The organism is Rhizobium sp. BG4 (assembly GCF_016864575.1).
Taxonomy (GTDB): Bacteria; Pseudomonadota; Alphaproteobacteria; order Rhizobiales; family Rhizobiaceae; genus Rhizobium.
This window is the reverse complement of sequence record NZ_CP044126.1, coordinates 1,103,319-1,120,179: the sequence shown is the minus strand read 5'-3', so window position 1 is coordinate 1,120,179 and position 16,861 is coordinate 1,103,319. Positions and strand designations below refer to the sequence as shown.

The window sequence follows — 16,861 nt, the reverse complement described above, 5'->3', positions numbered from 1 at the left end:
CCCCTACCAGCGCTGATGCACATACTGCTTGATGTAGGTGTCGTAGATCGACTTGATCTGCTGCATCGCGCTGTCGGAAATGGCCGGAAGACCGGCGGCCTCGGCATTCGAACTCGCCTGCGCCGGATTGCGCGCACCCGGGATCGCCACCGTCACGGCGTCGAACATCAGGATCCAGCGCAGCGCGAATTTCGCCATGGTCGTATCGCCAGAAACCAGCGGACGAACCTTCTCGACGGCTTCGAGACCGACCTCATAGGGCACGCCGGAGAAAGTCTCGCCGACATCGAAGGCCTCGCCGTTGCGGTTGAACAGGCGATGATCGTTGGCTTCGAACTTGGTGTCCTTCTTGAACTTGCCGGATAGAAGGCCGCTTGCCAGCGGCACGCGGGCAATGATCGCCACCTTCTTTTCCAGAGCCTGCTTGAAGAAATGCTCGATCGGGCGCTGGCGGAAGGCATTGAAGATGATCTGGACGCTGACGACGCCAGGATATTCGATCGCCTTCAGCGCTTCCTCGACACGCTCAACGCTGACGCCGTAGTTGCGGATCTTGCCCTGTTCGACAAGGCGGTCGAGCCGGCCGAAGACCTCCGGGTGATAGTAGAGATCCGTCGGCGGGCAATGCAGCTGCACGAGATCGAGGCAATCCGTCTCAAGGTTCTTCAGGCTGCGATCGATCCAGCCGTCGAGGTTTTCTGCGCTGTAGCCCTCGACCGATTGTTGCGGCAGGCGACGCCCGGCCTTGGTGGCGATGAACGGACGCGCGCCGCCCCGCTCTTTCATCACCTTGGCAATCAGCCGCTCCGAATGGCCGTCGCCATAGACATCGGCCGTATCGATGAAGGTGACGCCGGTATCGAGAGCGGCGTGAAGGGCGGCAAGCGCCTCCTCGTCATTCACTTCCCCCCATGCTGCGCCGATCGCCCAGGCGCCAAAGCCGATCTCGCTGACCTTCCGGCCGGTGCGGCCGAATTCCTTGGTTCGCATAACTCACTCCCTCGTTTTGCGGTGGCCGGCACACCGGCGCCGCTTGGTTGGACTTGCTTGACATTCTCCGTCAACCCAATTATCAGAAAACAGGGTTGTACGACAACCCGGTAAGTACGCAAAATCTGCATCGGGAGGATGAGACCGTGCGATCACTTGTTTTGGGAGGCATTTCTCTAGCGCTGGGCCTCGGCGCGTCTATGCAAATGGCAGCCGCCGAAGACACGATCAAGATCGGTGTCGTCGCGGCGGAATCGGGCGCCTTCGTCTCGGCCGGCCATACCCTGCCGGCAGGCGTCGGCCTGGCGGTCAAGGAAATCAACGACGCGGGAGGCGTCAAGGTTGGTGACAAGACCTACAAGGTCGAGATGGTGAAGCGCGACGACCGCACAGATATCTCCACCGCAATCGCGGCAACGCAGGAGCTTGTCCGCGACGAGAAGGTCTCGGCGATCTTCGGTTCCGAAACCCACGACTTCACGCTGGCGATGACCAAAATCACCCAGCCCGCCAAGGTCATCCAGTTTGCCGGCAACAGCACGCTGGCCAAGATCCTGAACCCGCAGTCCGTCGCCCCGGCGCTGAGGATCACTACCTCTTCCAGTCCGAGCCGCAGGAATTCCAGCGCTCCGGCTCGACCGCCCGCGGCGTTCTCAGCCTGCTGACGCCTCTGGTCGGCCATCCGCTGAAGAAATCAGTCGTCATCGTCGGCAACGACGCGACCGGCCAGTTCCTGACCTCCTATTACGTCAAGGCGCTGAAGGCCGAGGGCCAGGAAGTGCCTGAAGTCATTTCCTACCCGCCTGACACTACCGACTTCTCGCCGTTCCTGACGCGCGCCAAGAGCCTCAATCCTGACGTCGTGCACTTCTGGTACAATGGCGACTCGACGCTGACGGCCCTGCCGCAGGCGCTCGAACTCGGCGTTGCACCGAGCTACTTCCTGTTCGGCGTCGATCCGGGCATCTGGAAGGAGCGCGGTCTTTCCGCCGACGTTCCGGTCGCCATGAGCTGCGTGCCGATCTGCTGGGGTGAATCCTCCAACGCCAACGCGAAGACCTATTTCAAGGCCTACTTCGCCGCCGGCGCCCCGAAGGGCGTGACCTCCTCGGTCTCGCTGCTCTACTACGATTATGTCCACATGCTCGCTGAAGCCTGGACCAAGGCCGGCTCGCTCGATCCGGACAAGACGGTCGCAGCGCTTGAATCGCTCCATCACAAGGGCGTCGTCTCCGACGATCTCTCCTTCAACAAGAGCCATCAGGTGACGCACGCGACCGAGGTCTGCGCCGCAGCTCCGGGCGGCGACATCTCCTGCGCGATGCAGCAGCCACCCGCCGAAGCCCCCGCGGAATAAACTGCCGATGCGCCTCCCGCCGGCCCCCTGCGCCGGCGGGACTTTCATTCAGAAAACCGACGGGCCGCCCGTGCGGTCCGCGCAACAGCGGAACAGGGCTGTGGACATTCTCATTCAGCAAATCCTCAACGGTCTGTCGATCGCAAGCGTCATCACGCTGATCGCCGTCGGGGTTACCTTGATCTTCGGACTGACCGGCATCATCAATTTCGCCCATGGCGAGTTCCTGATGGTCGGCAGCATCGTCACCTGGCTTGCCGTGCAGGCAGGCCTGAGCTTCTATCTGGCCCTCGTGCTTGCCATTCTTGCCGTCGGGGTCATGGGGTTCGTTCTCGAGCGCGGGCTCTTCCGCTTCACGCTCACGCGCCCGACCAACGGCTTCATCGTTTCGCTCGGCCTGATCGTCGTGCTGCAGCACATCGTCATCTTCTTCTACGACCCGAACCAGAAGAGCATTCCGCGGCCGCTGACCGGCATCTGGGATGTCGCGGGTGTGCGCATCGCCTCGGTTCGCGTCATGGTCATCCTCGTCACCATCGCCGTCGTGGCGCTCACTTTCGTCATGGTCACCCGCAGCCGCTATGGCCGCGCGCTCCGCGCCGCCGTCGACGATCGCGATACCGCGGCCCTGATGGGTATTCCGGTGCGCCGCTATATCACCGGCGTCTTCGTGCTCGGCAGCGCCCTTGCCGGTCTCGGCGGCGCGCTGCTGATCGCCCTCTTCCCCATCACGCCGTTTACCGGCGGCACGATGGTCATGAAGGGATTTGCCGTCGCGCTGATCGGCGGCCTCGGAAACCTGACGGGCGCCGTCGTCGCCGGCCTGATCCTCGGCATCGTCGAGGGTTTCAGCGCCGGTTACGGCTTCTCCGCCTGGACCGACGCCTATTCCTTCGCCCTGATGATCCTCGTGCTGCTCTTCCGCCCGAACGGCCTGTTCGGCGGCACCAGCGGCCCGAAGATGGCGTGACGCACGAAAGGCACATGCTATGAACACCCCTCTTTCGTCGCTCCGCTCGCTGGCCCCGGCTCTCGTCGTACTGGCGATCCTCGCATTCGTTCCGGCAATCGGCGCCAGCAACCGCATGCTGTCGCTCGCCATTTCGGCCGGCATCAACATCGTCGCCCTCTACGGTCTCTCGGTACTTTTCGGTCAGACCGGCATTCTCTCGATGGGACATGCGGCACTCGTCGGTGTCGGCGCCTATGCGGCGGCGCTGCTTGCCCGCGATACCGGCATCGGCTTCTGGCTGGCGCTGCCGATCGGCGGCATCGCGGCGGCGGCCTTTGCGGCGGTGATCGGCGTGCCGTCGCTGCGCGTCAGCGGCCACCACTTCGTCATCATGACCTTCGCCTTCGGCCAGCTGCTGACCATCGTGCTGACCAATGGCGGTGACTTCACCGGGGCGGCGACAGGGCTCGACCTGCAGCTGCCGGTCGGCTTCTTCGGCATGCGTGCCGACGATCTCGTGCCTTACTACTTCGTCGTCCTGGCTTTCGTGACGCTTAGCGCCATCGCCAGCTGGGCGATCATCAATTCGCCCTATGGCCGCACGCTGCGCGCCATCCGCGAAAACGAGAAGCTGGCGGCCTCGCTCGGCATCAATGTCGGCCGCCACAAGATCGGCGCCTTCGTGGTCAGCGGCGTCTTTGCCGGTGTCTCCGGCGTACTGCTCGCCTATTTCCTGCGCCACATCTCGCCAAGCCAGTTCGCCTCCTTCCCGAGCATCTATCTGGCACTCATGGTGATGATCGGCGGCGCGCGGTTGCTTCTCGGGCCGATTGCCGGCGGCATTCTCGTGTCCTTCCTGCCGGAGGTTCTGAACCTCGACCCGGTCCAGTCACGCATTCTCTACGGCGTCTGCCTGATCGCGGTCATCCTGCTTCTGCCGAACGGCCTGATTGCAGGCCTCGCCGATGGATGGCAGCGGCTGTTCGGCGCCAGCCGCAAACAGGCGCCGTCGCCTGCCGCCGGAGGCAAACATGCTTCGGAGGCCGGACGATGAACGCCATTCTTGAAATTTCAGGGTTGAAGAAGCAGTTCGGTGGCGTCACGGCGCTCTCCGGCGTCAATCTCTCGATCGAAGAGGGCGAAATCCTCGGCATTGTCGGGCCGAACGGCTCCGGCAAGACGACGCTCTTCAATGTCATCACCGGCGTCTACAAACCGACCGAGGGACATGTCACCTGGCGCGGCCGCGATATCACCAGCCTTGCCGCCCATGAGGTATCAGGGGCGGGAATCGGCTACACGTTCCAGCAGGCCATGGCCTTTCCCGGGCTGTCCGTACTCGAAAACGTCCAGATCGCCTGCGAACACGCCCGCAAGACCAGCCGTCCCTATCCCTGGACGACGCCGGCGGCATTGCTCGACTTCGTCGGGCTGACGGCACTCGCCAATGAGCGCGCCGGGGTCCTGCCCTTCGGCAATCTTCGTCTGCTCGGCATCGCGCTGGCGCTCGCAACCCGTCCCTCGCTGATCCTGCTCGACGAACCGGCGGCCGGTCTCAACGACAAGGAAACGGCAACGCTGGTCGGGCTGGTCAAGCAGTTTCCGGCCCACGGCATCAGCGTCTGCGTCATCGATCACGACATGAAGCTGATGCAGATGCTCTGCAAGCGGCTGGTCGTCCTCGATTTCGGATCGAAGATCGCCGATGGCCCGACGCAGGACGTTCTTTCCAATCCGAAGGTGCTCGAAGTCTATCTCGGAGGTGCGCTGTGAACCTGCTCGAAGTCTCCAATGTAACGACCGGGTATGGCGCAACGGTCGTCAACCGCGATGTCTCCGTGACGCTCGGCGAAAACGAGGTGATCACCATTCTCGGCCCCAACGGCGCCGGCAAATCGACGTTGCTGCGCACCATCGTCGGCCTGGTCAAGCCACGCGCCGGCACCGTCACCTTCGCCGGTGAGAACCTGACCGGCAAGACACCCGATATCATGGCCAAGCGCGGCGTGGTTCTGGTGCCTGAGGGACGGCGGATCTTCGGCGATATGACCGTCGAAGAAAACCTGCGTCTCGGCGCCTATGCGCGGCGCGATACCGACGCCGTCGAAGCCGACGTCAAGACGATGGAGCGCTTCTTCCCGATCCTCGCCACCAAACGCCAGCAGAAGGGCGGATCGCTGAGCGGCGGCCAGCAGCAGATGCTGGCAATTGCCCGCGGGCTGATGGCGCGTCCGCGTGTGCTCCTGCTCGACGAGCCCTCGCTCGGTCTTTCGCCGCTGCTGGTGAAAGAAATCCAGCAGATCATCCTGAATATCGGCAAGACCTTCGGCGCCTCCGTTCTGCTGGTCGAGCAGAATGCCGGGCTGGCGCTCTCGGTCGCCAGCCGCGGCTACCTGATGCAGAACGGCCGGATCGCCACGTCGGGGCCGATTGCCGAACTCAAGGATATGTCGCTGATGCGCGAGCTCTATCTCGGCGGCGTGGCGGAGCAGGCCTGATATGAACGAAATCGCCCTCTCCTATGGCCGCGGCCATCTCGACATCACTCTTCCACCGGGCGCCCGCCCGGCGGTGATCCGCAAGCAGGCACTTCCGAAGCTCGCCGACGCTAGCGCGGCCATTCGTAGCGCTCTCGACAATCCTATCGCATCGGCGCCGCTTGCCGAACTCGCAAGGGGACGCAGCAGCGCCTGCATCCTGATCTGCGACATCACCCGGCCGGTGCCGAACCGGCTGTTCCTGCGGCCGATGATCGAGACGATGATCGCCTCCGGCATTGCCCGTGAAAAGATCTCGGTGCTGATCGCGACCGGGCTCCACCGCCCCAATCTCGGAGATGAACTGGCCGAACTCGTCGGCGATGCCTGGGTTCTCGAGAATGTCAGGGTCGAGAACCACTACGCCCGCGATGAAGACGCCCATATCGATTTCGGCTTCACGAAAACACGGAACACGCCGGTCAAGCTCGACCGGCTGTTTGCCGAGGCCGATCTCAAGATCGCGACCGGGCTTGTCGAGCCGCATTTCATGGCCGGATGGTCCGGCGGTCGCAAGGTCATTGCGCCGGGCGTCGCGCATCACGAGACGATCCGAACATTTCATTCGGCCCGCTTCATGGAAGACCCGCTCGCGGTCCAGTGCAATCTGATCGGCAATCCCCTGCACGAGGAGCAGCTGGAGATCGTCCGCATGCTCGGCGAGGTCTATGCGCTGAACACCGTGCTCGACGAGGAACGTGACCTTGTCTGCGTCACCTTCGGCGAGATCATCGCCAGCCATCAGGCCGCCGTCGATTTCGTCAGCGGCGCGACGCAGATCCCGATGGACAGGAAATTCTCGACGGTCGTCACCTCCTCGGCCGGCTACCCGCTCGACAAGACCTACTACCAGACGATCAAGGGCATGGTGACGCCGCTCGATATCCTGAAACCCGGCGGCACGCTGATCATCGCGTCGGAATGTTCCGAAGGCTTCGGTTCGCCCGAATTCCGCGAGGCGCAGGCACGCCTCGTAGAGCTCGGCCCGGATCGGTTCCTGGCGACGCTGACAGCCAAGAACCTTGCCGAGATCGATGAATGGCAGGCGGAGATGCAGCTGAAGCCGATGCGGCTCGGGCGCGTCGAACTCTATACGACCGGACTTTCCGGCAGTGACCGTGCGCTGACCGGCGTCGGCGTGATCGATGACCTGACGGCCGCGATCGCCCGCAGCATTTCACGAAGCGGCGATCCCGATGTCGCGATCATTCCGGAGGGGCCTTATGTCGTGCCTCGCTATGCGGGTTGACCGGCTATCGATGAAGGCGGGCGTCGCGGAGCTCTTCGAAGCGCGCCGTGCTCTTCGACAGGTGGGCGCGCAGCGCCTTGCGCGCCGCCGCTTCATTGCCGTCGCGGATCGCCTGGAAGATCGCGTGATGTTCCTTGCGCATGCGGGCTGCATGGCCCTCGCGCTCGAGCGCCGTCATGTTGTCGAGACGCGCCCACTGGCGCGGCACCATGGCCGTTCCGAACGTATCGAACAGCCGTCCGTAATAGGAATTCTGCGTCGCGACCAGGATCGAGCGATGGAAGGCGAAGTCCTCCTCGGCCCCGTAGCCGCCCTGTTCGATCGCCTGATCGAGCGCATCCAGCCGCGCCTGCATGCGGGCGATATCCTCCGGCGTGCGCCGCAGGGCCGCAAGGCCGGCGGCCTCATATTCGATGCCGATGCGCAGTTCGAGAACGCGCAGCACTTCGTCGATCGATTCCAGGTCGTTCGGGATGATGGAGAAGGAGCGCGGCGTCGGATCGTTGGAAACGAAGGCGCCGAGCCCCTGGCGCGTGGTGATCAGCCCCTTGGCCCTCAGCGTCGCCAGCGCCTCGCGCACGATGGTACGGCTCACACCTGTGGCTTCCATGATCGCCTGCTCGGTCGGCAGGCGCTGGCCGGGCTTCAGATCGCCGGATTCGATCTGCGCGATCAGACTGTCGGCCAGTCCGCTGCGCAGATTGGGCGTCTGCGGGATGGTGTTGAAAACCGCGCTGTCCCTGTCCTTCATTCCGTTCCGAAGTCCAATCTCGCCGTCCGGCGCCGGGCTGCCAATACTGCCGTTGCTAAACCATACCACTAGAAAAAGCAAAAGCCCGCATACCGGGATACCGAAACCAACCGGGAGGAAAGCATGAAAGAGAAAATCGGGTTCATCGGTCTCGGCGCCATGGGCTCCGGCATGGCGGCTAACCTTCTGAGCAAGGGCTGGCCGCTGACCGTGATGGCGCATCGCAGGCGCGAGGCTGTGGAGGCGCTGAAGGCGCAGGGCGCCAGCGAAGCGGCAACGCCGAAAGAATTGGCGCTGGCATCCGACGTCGTGATCCTCTGCGTCACCGGGTCGGAGGAGGTCCAGCAACTTCTGTCGGGTGCGGATGGCCTGCTTGCCTCCGGCAAGCGGATGCTGTTGATCGACTGCTCGACATCCAACCCCGCCGTGACGATCAAGCTTGCCGCCGAGCTTTCGGAGCAGGGCATTACGCTCGTCGATGCGCCGCTCGCCCGCACGCCGAAGGAAGCGGCCGAAGGCAAGCTGGATGTGATGGCGGGCGGCTCTGCCGATGGCATTGCCCGCGCCCGGCCGATCCTCGAAGCCTTCGCCGCCCGCATCATCGAGACCGGTCCTGCCGGGACCGGGCATACGATGAAGCTTCTGAACAACTTCGTGTCCATGGGCTATTCGGCGATTTATTCAGAAGCGCTGATGATCGCCGCCAAGGCGGGGCTGACACCAGAGGTTTTCGACAGCGTGCTGCGCGGCAGCCGCATGGATTGCGGCTTCTACCAGGCCTTCTTCGAATTCGTTTTGAACCGCAACGAGAACGCCCAGCGTTTCGCAATGGCCAATGCGCTGAAGGACATGTCCTACCTCGCCTCGCTCGCCCAGGCACTGCAGGCGGTCAACCCGGTCGGAGCGGCCGTGCGCAACAGTTTTGCGACTGCAGTCGCCGCCGGCCAGGGCCAATCCTTCGTACCGGCGCTGTCTGATGTCATCGCGACGGCCAACGGCGTGTCGCTCACCGCTCACAGGACCGGAAAATAGGGACGGAAACGTGCTCGAAATTCATCTCGATCCAGTGGGCGGCATTGCAGGCGACATGTTCGTCGCCGCCCTGCTCGATTTCCGGCCAGACCTGCAGGAAGGCCTGCAGGCGGCACTAAAGCTTTGCCCGCTGATCGAGCGCGTCGACTGCGCGCTTGTTGCCCATAATGACGGCATCCTCACCGGCAGCCGCTTCACCGTCCGCCATCGCGATCATGGGCCTGACCACGCGCATGATCACGGCCACGGGGATCATCACCACCACCATCATGGCCATCATCACCATGAACATGAAGCCCACGATCACGGCACGGATCACCACACACACGGCCACGTGGCGTGGCGGACGATCCGCGATGCTCTGGCACAGTCGTCCCTCGATGCCGAGACTATCCGTCATGCCACCGGCATTTTCGGCAAGCTCGCCGAGGCCGAGGGGCGGGTACATGGGAAAGCACCTGACGACGTGACGTTCCACGAAGTCGGCGCCTGGGATTCGATCGCCGATATCGTCGCGGCCGGATGGCTGATCGGCCGGATCGGCGCGACCGGCTGGACCGTTGGTCCCATTCCGCTCGGCAGCGGCCGGGTGAGGACTGCGCATGGGCTCCTCCCTGTCCCGGCACCGGCGACCGTTCACCTGCTCCAGGGCTTCGATCTCATCGACGACGGCATCGCCGGCGAGCGCGTGACGCCGACCGGTGCGGCAATCCTCGCCTATCTCTGCGAGAGACCGGCGGCTCCCGGGCGGAGGATCTTGAAGGCATCCAGCCACGGCTTCGGCAGCAAGCGGCTGGCGGGTGTCAGCAACTGCCTGCGGCTGCTCGCCTTCGAGCGGCGGGAAAGCGCAGCTATCATCGAGGAGACAATCGCCGTCCTCGAATGCGAGATCGACGATCAGACCGGCGAGGATATCGCCCAGGCGATCGACAGGTTGCGCAGCCAGGACGGCGTGCGCGATGTCATCCAGGCGCCGGTGTTCGGCAAGAAGGGCCGGATGATGACGCATCTGCGCGTGCTTGCCGACCCGGCCGCAAAGGAAGAGGTCGCCAATGCCATCCTCGACGAAACGACGACGATCGGCCTGCGCCTCTCGACGGCGGCGCGTATGACGCTGCGCCGCGAAAAAGAAACCGTCGAGCACGGCGGTCAGGTCTATGCCTTCAAGGTTGTCGAACGCCCATCCGGGCGAAGCGCCAAGCTCGAAGCCGATACGCTGGCCGAGACCTCGGGTGCGGCCGCCCGCAACGGGTTGCGCCGATTGCTGGAAGGATTGCTGAAGCAGAAGAGAGGAGATCTGCTGTGAGAGACGCGCTCGACACGGTACTCGACGCGCTGGGCGACGTCTCGATCGCCGTCAGCGGCGGCATCGACTCGCTGACACTGGCGACGATCGCGGTCCAGCGCCTGGGCGCCGGGCGTGCCGGCATCATGCACGCCGTTTCGCCTGCCGTGCCGCCGGAGGCGACGGAGCGGGTACGGATGCTCGCGAATAGGGAAGGCTGGGACCTGCAGCTGATCGATGCCGGCGAATTCTCCGACCCCGATTACATCGCCAACCCCCTCAATCGCTGCTTCTTCTGCAAGGGCAATCTTTACCGCGCCATCACTGCCAGGACCGCGCGGCAGGTGCTGTCAGGCACCAATCTGGACGATCTCGGCGAATACCGGCCGGGCCTCGATGCGGCCCGCAATTTCGGCGTCAGGCATCCCTTCGTGGAGGCCGGAATCGGCAAGGCCGACGTGCGGCGTCTGGCGCGCGATGCTGGTCTCGGAGACCTGTCGGAACTGCCCGCTTCGCCCTGCCTCTCCAGCCGGATCGAGACATCGATCGCCATCGACGCTGCAACGCTGGCGGCGGTGCATCGCATCGAGACGTTTCTCACAGAAGCGATAAGTCCGAAGACCGTCCGCTGCCGCATCCGCCGCAGCGGCGTCGTCGTCGAACTGGATCCCGGCAGCCTTCAGCGCACAGGGGACATGGGCGCCGTTCTCAGGGAGATGCTGCCTGAAGCCTACCAGGGCAAGCCTCTGACCTTCGAGCCCTACCGCAACGGCAGCGCCTTCATCGGTGCACGGCCATGAGCAGCACCGATACCGTCTTCGATTTCACCCGGGCCGAGCGCATCGGTCTCAGCGAAGCCGTCTTCTGCGCCGGGAAATCGCCGCAACAGATCGCCGGCATTCTCGAAAGCGCAAGGGAGCGTGATGCGAGCCTGCTTCTGACCCGTCTCGATGTGGCGAAATACGATGCACTACCGGCGCATCTCAAGGCACAGACCGACTGGTGCGATATTTCGAAGACCGCCTATTTCGGACAGTTGCCGCCGCTATCGCTCACCGGAAAGGTCGCAATTGTTTCGGCCGGAACGTCGGATGCCCCGGCAGCGCGCGAGGCCGAACGCACCCTTCGCCATGCCGGCGTCGAGTGCAGTTTCATCATCGATGTCGGGGTCGCCGGTCTCTGGCGGCTGATGGACAGGGTCGAGGACATCAGGCGCTTTCCAATCGTCATCGCCGTTGCTGGAATGGATGCGGCGCTCGCAAGCGTCCTTGGCGGCCTCTATGGCGGCGCCCTCATCTGCGTCCCGACCTCTGTCGGCTATGGTGCCGCCGAAGACGGCCGTACGGCGCTGAATGCGATGCTCGCCAGCTGTGCGCCCGGCCTTCTCGTCACCAATATCGACAATGGCTATGGCGCGGCCTGCGCCGCCCTTCGGCTGCTCAACACCATGCAGCTTCGGTAACGGGGAGCCGTAAATGCGGCTCCCCGTTATCGTCAGGCAGCGTCAACAGTCAGCTGCGTCTGCTCGCCGAGACCCTCGATGCCGAGCTTGATCGTCTGGCCCGCCGTCAGGAAGACCGGCGGCTTCATGCCGAGGCCGACGCCCGGGGGTGTGCCGGTCGAGATGATGTCGCCCGGCTGCAGGCTCATGAATTGCGAGATGTAGTGGACGAGGAAGGAAACGCCGAAGATCATCGTCTTCGTCGAGCCGTTCTGGCGCATCACGCCATCGACGGAGAGCCACATCTTGAGATCCTGCGGATCGGCGATTTCGTCGCGCGTCACAATCCAGGGGCCGATCGGGCCGAAACTGTCGGCCGACTTTCCCTTCGTCCACTGGCCACCGCGCTCCGCCTGGAACTCGCGCTCCGAGACGTCGTTGATCAGGCAGTAGCCGGCGACATGCTTCATCGCATCGGCTTCCGAGACGTAGCGTGCCTCATCACCGATGACGATGCCGAGCTCGACTTCCCAATCGGTCTTCTTCGACTTGCGGGGAATGATGACGTTGTCGTTGGGGCCGGTGATGGCGCTCGTCGCCTTCATGAACAGGATCGGCTCTGCGGGAATGGCAGCGCCCGTTTCGGCAGCGTGGTCGGCATAGTTCAGGCCCACGCAGATGAATTTGCCGGTGCGCGAAACGCAGGGACCAAGCCGGCCGGGCTCGGCGACGACAGGCAGGCTTTCGACGTCGATTGCGGCGATCTTGGCGAGGCCCGCAGCCGTCAGATTGGCGCCGGCGACGTCATCGATCTGACCGCTCAGGTCCCTCACCTTGCCGTTCTTGTCGAGAATGCCCGGCTTTTCGGCGCCGCGCTGGCCGTATCTCAGAAGCTTCATATCGATTATCCGTTCAAGGGTTTGTCTTCAGGCGTTCGCCCAGCCGCCATCGATGACGAGGGCATTGCCGGTCATGAAGGCCGATTCATTGCTGGCGAGATAGACGACGAGATCGGCGACTTCTTCCGCGGTGCCAAGCCGTCCCATCGGCTGGCGGGCGATGAAGCCAGCCCGCGCCTGATCGTAGTCGCCAAGCGCGCGCATACGATCCTGCAGCGACGGGCTTTCGACCGTGCCCGGGCAGATGGCGTTGGCGCGGATGGTTCAGATTGACGGAAAAGTCGAAGGCATCCTCGTCGCAATCGAGGATCGAGCCGTGATGGACGAAGCCGGCGCAGTTGAAGAGGATATCGGGGGCGCCGATCTCGCCGGCAAAGGCGGTGATCTCCGCGGGGTTCAGCACATCGAGCTTGCGGGTCGTCACGCCGGCATGTTTGTTCAGTGTTTCAAGCTTGGCAGCGTCGATATCGGTCGCCCAGACGCGGGCGCCCTCCCGCAGGAAGGCCAGCACCGTGGCACGCCCCATCCCCTGCCCGGCCGCCGTGACGACGGCCGTCTTTCCCTCAAGTCTTCCAGTCATGTCTGATCCTCAACAGATTACTCGGATTGTTCTCCGGCAAGACCGACGCGGCTTGCGGCGCCATGGAGATGGTCGCGCATCGCATCGCGGGCTTCGTCGCCATCGCCTGCCTCGATCGCATCGAGGATACGCTGGTGTTCGCCGAGCGTGACGGCCGCAAGGTCTTCCGAGCGCTGCTGGTTGCCCGATGCGAGAATGGATTCGCGCACCCGCTCGGAAACGAACATCAGGAACTGCACCATGTAGACATTGCCGGTCGCCGCAGCGACGGTCTTGTGGAATTCGAGATCGGTCTTCAGCCACATGACGCTGCCATAAGGCGCATCGCGCATCGTCACCAGCGCCTCTTTCATGGCGCTGAGATCGTCGGCGGTCCGCCGCTTGGCGGCAAGGGCTGCGGCCTCGACTTCGAGGATGCCGCGAAGCTCGAAGAGCGACTGGAAGGCGTTCGCCTGCTGCAGCGCCTCGTAATCGATGGTCAGCACGGTGGCGTTCGGCTGATCGGCAACGAAGGCGCCGCGGCCCTGCTGCGACCAGATGCGCCCCTCGGAGCGCAAGCGCGCAATCGCCTCACGCACCACGTTGCGGCTGACGCCGAATGTCTGCGCAAGCTGCTGTTCGGTCGGAAGCTGATCGCCCGGCCGCAGACGCCCCTGGGCGATCTCGCGCGAGATCGAACTCGCGACCAGAGTCGACAGATGCGGCCCCCGATTGACCTTGTCGAGTTTCAACGTCATTCCCTACCCCTCTGCACTGCCTGCTGCACTTGCCAATATACGCCCCTCGCTCAACAGATGCTTCGGGTCGAAGGCATCCTTGATCCGGCGCGAAAGCTCAAGCGTCAAGGGGTCGGCGCGTTTCAGGAAGGCGCTCTGCTTGACGCGGCCGATGCCGTGCTCGGCGCTGATCGAGCCGCCATGCTTGTCCGTCACGTCGAAGATCACCTCTTCCGTCGCATGAAAGAGAGCATCGTACTGATCGGCAGGCATGCCGACGGGCGGCACGATGTTCAGATGAATATTGCCATCGCCGACATGGCCATAGGTCACGGCGATCGCTTCCGGATACTTGTCAGAAAGCGCTTCCAGCGTGTCGGTCACGAAGGCCGCGAGGCTCGAAATGGAAACGGACACATCCGTCCTGAGATATCGTCCGCCGCGCCCTTGCGCCTCCACCATCATTTCGCGCAGCAGCCAGAGACGGTCGCCTTGTGCCTTGCTGCTTGCGATGACACCGTCGAGCACGAGATCGGATGCATCGGCGAGGAAACCTTCGAGCAGCGCCCGGAGATCGACGCGGCCGGCGGCCGACGCCTCGATCAGCACATAGACAGGATAGGGCTCGCTCAACGGATCGGGCAGGTCGTCCCGGGAGTTGATGGCGATCTCCAGGCCGCCGCGCAGGATCAGTTCGAACGCCGTCAGGAGATCGCTGCACTGGCGGCGCGCCCGGGCATAGAGCTGCATCGCGTCATCGACCGAGGAGAGGCCGACCAGCGCGGTCTCGACCTGTTCGGGCTTCGGGAAGACCTTGAGCGCCACCGCGGTGACAATGCCGAGCGTGCCTTCGCTGCCGATGAAGAGCTGCTTCAGATCATAACCGCGATTGTCCTTGCGCAACGTCCTGAGACCATTCCAGATGCGGCCGTCGGCGAGCACGACCTCGAGGCCGAGAACCAGATCGCGCGTCATCCCGTAACGCAGCACATTGAAGCCGCCGGCATTGGTCGAGACATTGCCGCCGATGCGGCAGGTCCCCTGTGCGCCAAAAGTGATCGGCAGGATACAGTCCTTCGCCTCGGCATGGCGCTTGGCATCTTCGAGAATGCAGCCAGCTTCGACGACCATGGCATAATCGATCGGATTGACGGAGCGCACCTTGTTCATCCGCTCCAGCGAGACGACCACTTCACCGCCCGGATAGCTCGCCACCGCCGCGCCGACGAGGCCGGTCAATCCGCCTTGGGGAACAACGTGGATTTTCTCTTGGTGACAGAAGGCCATCAGCTGGCTGAGCTCTTCGGCCGAGCGGGGCCGCGCGACCGCCAGCGGGCGGCCGTAGTGCTCGCCGGACCAGTCACGGCTGTAACGCTCGAGCGCCTCACCTTCCGTCAGGAGCTGGTCCGCCGGCATCGCGGCGGAGAGGGCTGCGAGCGCTCTTTCCTGAAGGGGCTGGAAGGCATTCATGCGGTTGCTCCGGTGAAACGGGAAAACATCTGGACAATTGGGTCACTTACATGGTTATCATACAACACTGGTTTCGAACATCAAGTGCAGGGTTATTTTCCGCTGCTCGCCATTCGCTAAAAACCAGTGTAAAATCGATAACTTGCAGGAGGATCCGTATTATGACCGCAGCGTCCGGCCAATTTCGAAATATGCACACCATGATCCGCGTGTTCGACCTCGACAGGTCGATCAAGTTCTACACGGAACTGCTCGGGATGACGCTTCTGCGCAAGGATGATTATCCGGGCGGAAAGTTCACCAACGCCTTTGTCGGCTACGGTCCGGAGGAGACCGACACCGTCATCGAACTGACCTACAACTGGGGCCGCGAAGAGCCCTACGAACTCGGCACCGGCTTCGGCCACCTGGCGCTCGGCGTCAACGACATCTACGCCGTCTGTGCCGCGCTCGAAAAGCAGGGCGCCAAGATCCCGCGCCCGCCGGGCCCGATGATGCACGGCACGACCCATATCGCCTTCATCGAAGATCCGGATGGCTACAAGATCGAGCTGATCGGCCTCGACACGATGTAACGATCGGTCCGCTTTCGGAGAGCCGCGCCCCTGGGCGCGGCTTTTTTTGTTGGGAGCCATCCTCATTTGATGATCGCAATCTTGCTGCGGTCGATGGTGATGGCGACAGCGAGGATCAGCACCGAACCGAAGACGACGTTCTCGGCAAAGATATTGATGCCGATGAAGGTCATGCCGATGCGCACGATCGAGATGATCAGCGCGCCGACCGCCGTTCGCGCCACACCGCCGAGACCGCCGGTGATGGCGGTACCGCCAACGATGACGGCGGCGATCGCGGGCAGGAGCAGCTGGTTGGCCAAATTCGGCGAGCCGCTGGAAAGACGGGCGGCAAGGATGCAGCCGGCAATCGCCGCCAGCATGCCCGAGATCGCAAAAGCGACGATCTTGGTGCGCTCGACATTGATGCCCGCCGCAATCGCCGCAGGCTCACCGGCACCGATCGCCAGACTGTGGCGGCCGAAGCGGGTGTAGCGCAGGCCGACAAAGGCCAGGATGCCAATGACGGCGGCAATCCAGATGACGGTCGGAAGACCGGCAAAATTGCCGTTGATCCAGGCCGTGTTTTCACGGCCACCCTCTTCGATGGTGATCGCCCGTCCGGCCGCGGCCCAGAGCGCGATACCGGCAACGACGCCACCAGTCGCCAAGGTAGCAACGAAGGATGGCACCTTCAGCCGAACATGGACGTAGCCGCTGAGCACGCCGAAGATGAGGCCCGAGAAGATCGCGACGGGAAAGGCCAGCATGCCGATCTGCGGCAAGAGTTGAGCCAGGATGACGCTCGACAGTGATGCCACGGACTGGATCGACAGATCGATACCGCCGATCAGGATGACGAAGGTGACGCCGGCCGCAAGGATGAAGAGCACCGCGGTGTTCGACAGGAGCAGGATCAGCGTGTCGCCGGTGAGGAAGCCGGGTGCGGCGATCTCGATGACCAGCACCAGAACGACCAGCAACGCCGGCGGAATGGCGCCCTGCATCCAGCCTGCAGTGAGAAGGGATTTGATGTCCTTGAACATGA

General features: G+C 63.5%; 17 protein-coding genes and 2 pseudogenes. 12 read left to right on the top strand and 7 right to left on the bottom strand.

The window, feature by feature from the left end; all coding sequences use genetic code 11:
* Positions 1–3 precede the first annotated feature (3 nt).
* Complete coding sequence (locus tag F2982_RS25345; protein WP_203430322.1) at positions 4–990, bottom strand: aldo/keto reductase; 987 nt, start codon at positions 988–990, stop codon at positions 4–6.
* A 200-nt stretch (positions 991–1,190) separates the two neighbouring features.
* On the opposite strand from F2982_RS25345, the gene F2982_RS32110 reads away from it, so the two are divergent.
* From F2982_RS32110 to larA, 7 genes are all read left to right on the top strand, one after another.
* Positions 1,191–1,655: an ABC transporter substrate-binding protein gene (locus tag F2982_RS32110; RefSeq protein ID WP_281438216.1), complete on the top strand. Its 465-nt coding sequence runs from the start codon at positions 1,191–1,193 to the stop codon at positions 1,653–1,655.
* Positions 1,649–2,347: an ABC transporter substrate-binding protein gene (locus tag F2982_RS32105; RefSeq protein ID WP_348652529.1), complete on the top strand. Its 699-nt coding sequence runs from the start codon at positions 1,649–1,651 to the stop codon at positions 2,345–2,347. The genes F2982_RS32110 and F2982_RS32105 overlap by 7 nt, the downstream gene beginning before the upstream one ends.
* Before the next feature lie 100 nt (positions 2,348–2,447).
* The gene (locus F2982_RS25335; protein WP_203430321.1) at positions 2,448–3,317 is read left to right on the top strand and encodes a branched-chain amino acid ABC transporter permease; all 870 of its coding nucleotides are present in this window, start codon (positions 2,448–2,450) and stop codon (positions 3,315–3,317) included.
* A 19-nt stretch (positions 3,318–3,336) separates the two neighbouring features.
* Complete coding sequence (locus tag F2982_RS25330; RefSeq protein ID WP_203430320.1) at positions 3,337–4,353, top strand: branched-chain amino acid ABC transporter permease; 1,017 nt, start codon at positions 3,337–3,339, stop codon at positions 4,351–4,353.
* A complete protein-coding gene (locus F2982_RS25325; protein WP_203430319.1) occupies positions 4,350–5,072 on the top strand; it encodes an ABC transporter ATP-binding protein in 723 nt (240 codons plus the stop codon). Before F2982_RS25330 ends, F2982_RS25325 begins: the two co-directional genes overlap by 4 nt.
* Positions 5,069–5,797 (top strand): ABC transporter ATP-binding protein, encoded by a 729-nt coding sequence (locus tag F2982_RS25320; RefSeq protein ID WP_203430318.1) that lies wholly within the window; start codon positions 5,069–5,071, stop codon positions 5,795–5,797. The genes F2982_RS25325 and F2982_RS25320 overlap by 4 nt, the downstream gene beginning before the upstream one ends.
* Position 5,798: 1 nt before the next feature.
* Positions 5,799–7,085 carry a nickel-dependent lactate racemase gene (gene larA, locus F2982_RS25315; protein WP_203430317.1) on the top strand — a complete coding sequence of 429 codons (1,287 nt, stop codon included), beginning with the start codon at positions 5,799–5,801 and terminating at the stop codon, positions 7,083–7,085.
* Positions 7,086–7,089: 4 nt separating this feature from the next.
* On the opposite strand, the gene F2982_RS25310 is transcribed toward larA, so the two are convergent.
* Complete coding sequence (locus tag F2982_RS25310) at positions 7,090–7,836, bottom strand: FadR/GntR family transcriptional regulator (protein WP_112714809.1); 747 nt, start codon at positions 7,834–7,836, stop codon at positions 7,090–7,092.
* Between the two features lie 108 nt (positions 7,837–7,944).
* Between F2982_RS25310 and F2982_RS25305 the strand changes: the two are divergent.
* The 4 genes and pseudogenes from F2982_RS25305 to larB all read left to right on the top strand — a co-directional run.
* A pseudogene (locus tag F2982_RS25305) lies at positions 7,945–8,868 on the top strand (NAD(P)-dependent oxidoreductase); the annotation flags it as partial.
* A gap of 10 nt (positions 8,869–8,878) precedes the next feature.
* Positions 8,879–10,174, top strand: a complete 1,296-nt coding sequence (locus tag F2982_RS25300) for a LarC family nickel insertion protein (protein WP_203430315.1) — start codon at positions 8,879–8,881, stop codon at positions 10,172–10,174.
* Entirely contained in the window at positions 10,171–10,953 is a 783-nt protein-coding gene (locus F2982_RS25295; protein ID WP_203430314.1) for an adenine nucleotide alpha hydrolase, read from the top strand. The genes F2982_RS25300 and F2982_RS25295 overlap by 4 nt, the downstream gene beginning before the upstream one ends.
* On the top strand, positions 10,950–11,615 hold the full coding sequence (gene larB / locus F2982_RS25290) for a nickel pincer cofactor biosynthesis protein LarB (RefSeq protein ID WP_203430313.1): 666 nt from the start codon (positions 10,950–10,952) through the stop codon (positions 11,613–11,615). Before F2982_RS25295 ends, larB begins: the two co-directional genes overlap by 4 nt.
* A 32-nt stretch (positions 11,616–11,647) precedes the next feature.
* Here larB and F2982_RS25285 read toward each other — a convergent pair whose 3' ends face one another.
* From F2982_RS25285 to F2982_RS25270, 4 genes and pseudogenes are all read right to left on the bottom strand, one after another.
* Positions 11,648–12,493, bottom strand: coding sequence for a fumarylacetoacetate hydrolase family protein (locus F2982_RS25285; RefSeq protein ID WP_203430312.1), 846 nt, complete (start codon positions 12,491–12,493; stop codon positions 11,648–11,650).
* A 27-nt stretch (positions 12,494–12,520) separates the two neighbouring features.
* Positions 12,521–13,073 (bottom strand): annotated as a pseudogene (locus tag F2982_RS25280) (SDR family oxidoreductase).
* A gap of 17 nt (positions 13,074–13,090) precedes the next feature.
* Positions 13,091–13,810: a FadR/GntR family transcriptional regulator gene (locus F2982_RS25275; protein ID WP_112714795.1), complete on the bottom strand. Its 720-nt coding sequence runs from the start codon at positions 13,808–13,810 to the stop codon at positions 13,091–13,093.
* 3 nt (positions 13,811–13,813) lie between these two features.
* On the bottom strand, positions 13,814–15,259 hold the full coding sequence (locus F2982_RS25270) for an FAD-binding oxidoreductase (RefSeq protein WP_203430311.1): 1,446 nt from the start codon (positions 15,257–15,259) through the stop codon (positions 13,814–13,816).
* 161 nt (positions 15,260–15,420) lie between these two features.
* Between F2982_RS25270 and gloA the strand changes: the two genes are divergently transcribed.
* Positions 15,421–15,834, top strand: a complete 414-nt coding sequence (gene gloA / locus F2982_RS25265) for a lactoylglutathione lyase (protein WP_112714791.1) — start codon at positions 15,421–15,423, stop codon at positions 15,832–15,834.
* Between the two features lie 62 nt (positions 15,835–15,896).
* On the opposite strand, the gene F2982_RS25260 is transcribed toward gloA, so the two are convergent.
* Entirely contained in the window at positions 15,897–16,859 is a 963-nt protein-coding gene (locus F2982_RS25260; protein ID WP_203430310.1) for an ABC transporter permease, read from the bottom strand.
* Between the last annotated feature and the right edge of the window lie 2 nt (positions 16,860–16,861).

What these genes read in the sequence shown, in the direction of transcription:
- F2982_RS25325 (WP_203430319.1), top strand. Translation starts at nt 4,350, where the DNA reads ATGAACGCCATTCTTGAAATTTCAGGGTTGAAGAAGCAGTTCGGTGGC.
- F2982_RS25345 (WP_203430322.1), bottom strand. Translation starts at nt 990, where the DNA reads ATGCGAACCAAGGAATTCGGCCGCACCGGCCGGAAGGTCAGCGAGATC.
- larB (WP_203430313.1), top strand. Translation starts at nt 10,950, where the DNA reads ATGAGCAGCACCGATACCGTCTTCGATTTCACCCGGGCCGAGCGCATC.
- F2982_RS25285 (WP_203430312.1), bottom strand. Translation starts at nt 12,493, where the DNA reads ATGAAGCTTCTGAGATACGGCCAGCGCGGCGCCGAAAAGCCGGGCATT.
- F2982_RS25260 (WP_203430310.1), bottom strand. Translation starts at nt 16,859, where the DNA reads ATGTTCAAGGACATCAAATCCCTTCTCACTGCAGGCTGGATGCAGGGC.
- F2982_RS25270 (WP_203430311.1), bottom strand. Translation starts at nt 15,259, where the DNA reads ATGAATGCCTTCCAGCCCCTTCAGGAAAGAGCGCTCGCAGCCCTCTCC.
- F2982_RS32110 (WP_281438216.1), top strand. Translation starts at nt 1,191, where the DNA reads ATGCAAATGGCAGCCGCCGAAGACACGATCAAGATCGGTGTCGTCGCG.
- F2982_RS25330 (WP_203430320.1), top strand. Translation starts at nt 3,337, where the DNA reads ATGAACACCCCTCTTTCGTCGCTCCGCTCGCTGGCCCCGGCTCTCGTC.
- larA (WP_203430317.1), top strand. Translation starts at nt 5,799, where the DNA reads ATGAACGAAATCGCCCTCTCCTATGGCCGCGGCCATCTCGACATCACT.
- gloA (WP_112714791.1), top strand. Translation starts at nt 15,421, where the DNA reads ATGACCGCAGCGTCCGGCCAATTTCGAAATATGCACACCATGATCCGC.
- F2982_RS25275 (WP_112714795.1), bottom strand. Translation starts at nt 13,810, where the DNA reads ATGACGTTGAAACTCGACAAGGTCAATCGGGGGCCGCATCTGTCGACT.
- F2982_RS25310 (WP_112714809.1), bottom strand. Translation starts at nt 7,836, where the DNA reads ATGAAGGACAGGGACAGCGCGGTTTTCAACACCATCCCGCAGACGCCC.